The organism is Nostoc sp. DedQUE04 (assembly GCF_034530995.1).
Lineage (GTDB): Bacteria > Cyanobacteriota > Cyanobacteriia > Cyanobacteriales > Nostocaceae > Nostoc.
Genome location: NZ_JAVRCA010000088.1, coordinates 23,562 through 30,152, shown reverse-complemented (window position 1 = coordinate 30,152; position 6,591 = coordinate 23,562). Strand labels below are relative to the sequence as shown.

Here is a 6,591-nt window from a genome sequence, read left to right as displayed (position 1 = left end):
CGAAGCGATCGCGCTTGAGCCAGTCGTCTAGAACGTCAAACCACCCTCTACTGGGGGCGCGTCCAACTGCGATGGTCATCGGACTTAAATCCTCTTTTTTTACTAAAATTGCAACGTTTCTAAGGTAGTACGGAAAGCCAATGTAACCGACTGCCGTGAGAAATTAACGTTTTTTTTGACAATCTCAACTGCTTTTAAGTAACTGAGATTCTGAGAGCTTACTGACTAGTTAAGTCATTATTTCTCAGGGTTATGACATTACACGTACCATCGGCTAGTAATCTAGCTTGTGGTAACTTAATGATTCTTAACTTATCACACTACTCAGGGTTTTTGCCTGATACGCAAAAGGAAATGAGCTATGAAACACGAACCTTATAAATAATATGAATATCAGAAATTTTACAATTTGACACAACTTTTCTCAGAAATCTAAAAAAATTTAATGTAGATGGAGGTAGGTAGATCGCTCATTTCAAGAGGTCAAAAAGAGGCAGGGAGAGGGTGGCAGGGAATAAGGGGGGCTGAAGGACAGGGAGAAAGAATTTTGATCGGCCATTGAGTAAAAAAATAGTACAACACTCCCTAAAAAATTATATCGGTAGCAGGAACATAGAAGGGCGCAGTTGAGTTTTTGTCAACGATGTTTGGTAAAATGCGGATAGTCACTTCGCTGCCACGGTCGTTGATACACCTCTGGAAAACCTATGTGAAACGTTAGACAAGGAGAAAGGAAGTTGGCATATCTTGACTAATACAAATAGCCTAAGTGGTTTGTCCCGTAGTACAAGTAAGTCGGCATTATCCGGGACAGTAAAATTTGTAAGGTACAAAGTGAAAAATTTATAGTCTGCGGCAGGGTTCCCGTGGACTTCAAACATAGCTCTCCGTGCCTCCTAAGCAATAGCCGGATTGGCAAAGGAACCCACCACTCTATGCAAGAGCATTCAGTGTGCGAGTATGTGACAGCGAGTATCTCACAGGCAATGGTAGTTCAATGACGACATCAACAACGATTAACAAAGGCGATCGCCTCCTGCACCAAAATGTTCTCGGTTCTCGTCGGTTCAGTAACTACTGGTGGGCAACTATCGTTACCTTGGGAGCAAGCGGCTTTCTATTGGCTGGAATATCCAGTTATTTAAAAGTTAATTTACTCATAGTTTCCGATCCCACTCAACTGGTATTTGTCCCCCAAGGATTAGTAATGGGGTTATATGGTACCGCTGGCTTGCTATTAGCTACATACCTGTGGTTAGTGATTTTATTGGATGTTGGAGGCGGTTACAACGAATTCGATCGGGAAACTGGCGCAATCAAAATCTTCCGCTGGGGGTTTCCTGGTAAAAACCGCCGAATCCAGATTGATAGCCGCATAGAAGATGTCCAATCTGTATTAATAGACATAAAAGAAGGTCTTAACCCCCGTCGCGCCCTCTATCTACGCATTAAAGGACGGCGAGATATACCCTTAACACGGGTTGGACAACCGGTATCTTTAACAGAGTTGGAAACAGAAGGCGCAAAGTTAGCCCGCTTTTTGGGAGTATCACTAGAAGGACTTTAAGAAATTAGGGTAGAGGGTAGAGGTAACAGGGTACAGATTATTCCCTATTACCTGTCGCCTCTCCCCTAATCCCAATGCTCCTCAAAACGATAAGATACTTTGGTTAAATCGGTAACAGGCAATGCGGTTAAAAATTTCACAATTTTTGCTTTCTCTTGTGATTATCAGTGCCTTGATGTTGGGAGGATGTTCAACACAGCAAGTCGCTTCTAATAGCTCTTCTCCAAACTCGACTGCTACCTCGGCTACAACCGAGGCAAGCACCAAGACAACTACTGAAGCAACATCTGTATCTCAAACTACTAGTGAAAGTATTCCTGGAATAACAGATTTACCAAGACTAGAAGGCAAGGCTACTGTGGTAATCACGGTTAAAGGTTCGCCGATTACTATCGAAGTAGACGGCACTGATGCCCCCATTACAGCTGGCAACTTTATAGATTTAGTGCAAAAGGGTGTGTACGATGGTTTAGCTTTCCATCGAGTTGTACGCGAACCCCAACCCTTTGTAGTTCAAGGGGGCGATCCCAAAAGCAAAGACCCGAAAGTTCCAGCAGATCAACTAGGAACTGGTAGCTATATTGACCCAAAAACGGGAAATGCTCGTTATATACCTTTAGAAGTTAAGCCAAAAGGTTCAGATACTCCAATTTACAATAAACCATTTGATGCTACTGCTCAACCCGTCGTATTGCCCCATAAACAGGGTGCAGTAGCAATGGCGCGATCGCAATCACCAGATTCAGCTTCTGCCCAGTTTTACTTTGCTTTAGCCGATCTAGCATTTTTGGATGGTAACTACGCCGTGTTTGGCAATGTCACTCAAGGCTTTGATGTAGTAAACAAAATTCAGCAAGGCGATCGCATTGACTCTGCTAAAGTCACTCAAGGTGCTGAAAACTTAAAAACGCCTGGACAGTAGGAGAAAAAGGCAGGGGAGCAGGGGAGCAGGGGGGCAAGGGAAAAACTCTTAACTCTTAACTCCTCACTTTTAACTCCTAACTCCTAAATTGGTCAAAATTGTTGTTACTGGTATTGGTTTAGTTTCTGCCTTGGGTGGAAGCTTAGAAGATAGCTGGCGAAATTTAATCGCTGGTAAATCTGGAATTCGGTTACATCAACCATTTCCAGAACTTACGCCACTTCCTCTAGGTTTGATTAATCAACAACCATCTGAGTTGACAAGGTTAACTCGGATGGTTGTTGCTTCTGCTTTACAAGATTCTGGGTTAGTTGCACCTTTAGCTGATTGTGCTGTAGTCATTGGATCGAGTCGCTCTTATCAAGCGTCTTGGGAAATGCTGGCGCGGCAAATGTATAACGCGAATCATTTCCCGGTTTCCTCTTTTGAAAATTGGCTAGATACATTACCTCATTTAAATGCGATCGCAGCTGCAAGACAAATCGGTGCATCGGGGATAGTTTTAGCACCAATGACAGCCTGTGCAACTGGAATTTGGGCGATCGCTCAAGCAGCTATGCTTATACAAACTGGGCAATGTCAACAAGCGATCGCAGGTGCAGTGGAAGCACCGATTACACCTTTAACTTTAGCTGGGTTTCAGCAGATGGGTGCTTTGGCAAAAACTGGGGCTTATCCCTTTGATTTGCACAGAGAAGGCTTAGTCTTGGGCGAAGGCGCGGCTGTGTTTGTCTTAGAATCAGCAGAGTTTGCCAAGCAGCGTCAAGCAAAAGTGTATGGTGAAATTCTCGGTTTTGGCTTAACTAACGATGCATATCATAGTAATTCACCAGAACCCGGAGGGAAAAGTGCGATCGCTGCTATCAAACAATGCCTAGAACGTAGTTGTCTCTCACCAGGCGATATCGATTACATTCATGCTCATGGCACAGCTACCCAGCTAAATGACCAGATGGAGAGTATGGTAATCCAGCGTTTGTTTCCCCAAGGCGTGGCGGTTAGTTCCACCAAGGGAAGCACAGGTCATACACTAGGCGCATCTGGAGCTTTAGGTGTAGCTTTTTCTCTCATGGCGCTAAAGCATCAAATATTACCGCCTTGTTTGGGATTGCAGCAGCCAGAATTTGATTTAGATATTGTTACAGCCGCACGTCTAAGTAAAATTCGACAGGTATTATGTTTGAGTTTTGGCTTTGGGGGACAGAATGCTGCGATCGCGTTAGCAAGGTAAAAATTTTGGATTTAACTATCTGACCAATAACATATAAATTTTCATTTAGGGGCGCACAGCTGCCCCTACAACAGTAATTTTCGAATAATTTTTACATATCAGAATATAAAATATAAAACTGTAACAAAAACTACAAAATCTATCCTTTTTCAAAAAAAAAAGGATAAGCTTAGGTACAGATGAGATCCGGTTCGCAAAGATACCGTGATTAGGAGAAAAATTATGATTTCAAAATCTCTGTTGCTGTCAGAACCTGCTTCTCCAGCGCATATATGCCCATTTGACCAAGCCTGTAGTTACTTAGAAGCGGCAGCTAAAGAATTAAATTTAAATCAGGGTTTGCTAGAAATTCTCAGCCACCCGCGTAAAGTTGTTACGGTTTCCATCCCCGTGAAGTTAGATGATGGGGAAATACAAGTTCTCGCTGGACACCGAGTGCAGCACTCTGATGTCTTAGGCCCATACAAGGGCGGAATTCGTTACCATCCGGCTGTGACATTGCGCGAAGTATCCGCTCTAGCAATGTTGATGACCTGGAAATGCGCCTTGTTAGGTATTCCTTACGGTGGTGGAAAGGGTGGCATTGCTATAGATCCCAAACGCTACAGTGTTGGCGAATTAGAACGAATCAGCCGCCGTTATATCAGCGAGTTGATTAAAGATATTGGGCCTTCCGTAGATATTCCTGCGCCAGATATGGGTACTTCTGCCCGTGAGATGGCTTGGATGATGGACACCTACTCTGTAAATGTTGGTCATGCTGTACCAGGAGTTGTAACTGGAAAACCCCTTTCTATTGGTGGTTCTCTGGGGCGAGAAATGGCAACCGGACGTGGCACGATGATTATTGTCCGTGAGGCGTTAGCAGATCGAGGTAAATCTTTGGCAGGAGTGCGAGTAGCCATTCAGGGTTTCGGTAACGTCGGCTGTGCCGCAGCGGAATTACTATATGAAGCAGGCGCAAAAATTATCGCTGTTTCAACTGGTGCTGGGGGAATATTCTCTGAAGCTGGTCTTGATATTCCCAAATTAAAAGTCTACGCTGCTGAAAATCGTAAGAGTATTGTTGGTTTCCCGCAATCTGTACCAATTAGCAATGCAGATTTATTAACCTTACCCTGTGATGTCTTAATACCAGCAGCTTTGGAGAACCAAATCACTGAAGAAAATGTCAATCAGGTGCAGGCGCAAATTGTCGCAGAAGCAGCTAACGGCCCGGTTACTCTTGAGGCTAACTTGGCCTTAGAGGCGCGGGGTGTGACAGTGTTACCAGATATTTTGGCGAATGCTGGCGGTGTAGTAGTCAGTTATTTAGAGTGGGTACAGGGTCTTTCTTACGTATTTTGGGATGAGGAGCGCGTCAACCGCGAAATGGAACATTTGATGGTGCAAGCCTATCGCAAGGTGATTCATCAGTCGGAGGTACGGCAAATTTCTTTAAGATTAGCAGCTTACACGCTGGGGGTAGGTAGAGTGGCTCAGGCGTTGACTGACAGAGGTCTTTATCCTTAATATTTGGGTATAGACAGCAGTTTTTAATTGAATAGATAACATGTAAGGGCACAATATTATAGTTGTGCCCTTATATGTTATGAATAGCCGATGTTTTTGTTAAGCGATCGCTACAACATAACTAGTGGTCTATCGCATTATGACTCGCCAGAAGGTGCAGCAGCGTGGATTAAGTCTGGCTTCGCGTCATTAGGAGGACGCTCAATAGTTTGATCTGATGTGGGACGTTGATGGCGATTGCTAGTTTGGATCTGCACAGGTTTACCCGTCTCAATTGACTGGTAAAGTGCTTGAATAATCGAAACATCAATCAACCCTTCCGTACCTGATGGTTCTGGATCTTTATCTTCGAGAATACAATCAGAGAAGTATGTAAATTCAGCCGCTAGTTGATCGCGATCCTCAAAGGTACGCTCTTGAGTTTCACCATTAATTGTTAAGTAATGCTTGATTTCGCCCTGCCAAGGATATGCAGGTTCTACTCGTAAATCGCCTTGAGTCCCTACAATCTGATAGGTTGAAACACTTGCTCCTCCAAAGCTACAGGTAAATGTTGCCAAACGCTCATTTGGGAAGCGCAAGATAACGCTAGCCATTTCTTCCACTTCGCTGAAGCGTTGTTCTCCGTTATTGGCAGCTACAGCCAATACTTCAATTGGTTCATCTTGAAAGAGGTAACGTGCAGCATTAATGCAGTAGATGCCAATATCATAGAGCGTGCCACCACCTGTAACATCTCGTAAACGAATATTGCCTTCTTCTACTTGCTGAGTAAAAACTGAGTTGAAAATTCGTGGTTCACCAATTTGCTTTGTACGCAAAATTTCAACTGCTTGTAAATTAGCTTCTTCTAAATGTAAGCGGTAGGCAATCATCAGCTTCACATTATTATCATTGGCAGCTTTAATCATTGCCTCACACTCTTCTTCTGTTACTGCCATTGGCTTTTCACATAACACATGAATTGCCTGATTAGCAGCTCGCACAGTGTAGTCGCAATGCAAGTGATTAGGTAACGCAATATAAACTGCATCAATCTCGCCGCTTGCCAAACAGTCCTCATACTCTTCGTAGGAGTAAGTATGCTCAATACTATACTTTTTACTCAATTCTTCGTTTTTAGTGGCGTCATCTGAAACTAGTGCCACTAATTCTGAGTTTTCAGCCTGGGCAAAGGAAGGTAAGGCAGCTTGTTGGGCAAACCAACCTAAACCAACAACGGCATAACGAATTTTATTCTTACCATTTGTAGCAGTCATTTTTCTACTCTTTTATGAAGGAATATTTTGGTAATTTTAATGCCCTAATTACGTGGAAATTATGGCTAACTATTTATGCAAACATTTGAAACAAGTGTAT

At 43.4% G+C, this 6,591-nt stretch carries 5 protein-coding genes; 4 read left to right on the top strand and 1 reads right to left on the bottom strand.

The features are described from left to right. The first annotated feature begins 997 nt into the window (after window positions 1-997). The 4 genes from RM049_RS35550 to RM049_RS35535 all read left to right on the top strand — a co-directional run bounded on the left by RM049_RS35550 (window position 998) and on the right by RM049_RS35535 (window position 5,232). The gene (locus RM049_RS35550; protein ID WP_322667183.1) at window positions 998-1,567 is read left to right on the top strand and encodes a photosystem I assembly protein Ycf4; all 570 of its coding nucleotides are present in this window, start codon (window positions 998-1,000) and stop codon (window positions 1,565-1,567) included. Between the two features lie 121 nt (window positions 1,568-1,688). Then, window positions 1,689-2,489, top strand: coding sequence for a peptidylprolyl isomerase (locus tag RM049_RS35545; RefSeq protein WP_322707568.1), 801 nt, complete (start codon window positions 1,689-1,691; stop codon window positions 2,487-2,489). An 88-nt stretch (window positions 2,490-2,577) separates the two neighbouring features. Next, window positions 2,578-3,720 carry a beta-ketoacyl-ACP synthase gene (locus RM049_RS35540; RefSeq protein WP_322707567.1) on the top strand — a complete coding sequence of 381 codons (1,143 nt, stop codon included), beginning with the start codon at window positions 2,578-2,580 and terminating at the stop codon, window positions 3,718-3,720. Window positions 3,721-3,942: 222 nt separating this feature from the next. Beyond that, complete coding sequence (locus RM049_RS35535) at window positions 3,943-5,232, top strand: Glu/Leu/Phe/Val dehydrogenase (RefSeq protein WP_322667177.1); 1,290 nt, start codon at window positions 3,943-3,945, stop codon at window positions 5,230-5,232. A gap of 137 nt (window positions 5,233-5,369) precedes the next feature. Here the strand turns inward: RM049_RS35535 and RM049_RS35530 are convergent, their stop codons facing one another. After that, a complete protein-coding gene (locus tag RM049_RS35530; RefSeq protein WP_322707566.1) occupies window positions 5,370-6,491 on the bottom strand; it encodes a Gfo/Idh/MocA family oxidoreductase in 1,122 nt (373 codons plus the stop codon). Between the last annotated feature and the right edge of the window lie 100 nt (window positions 6,492-6,591).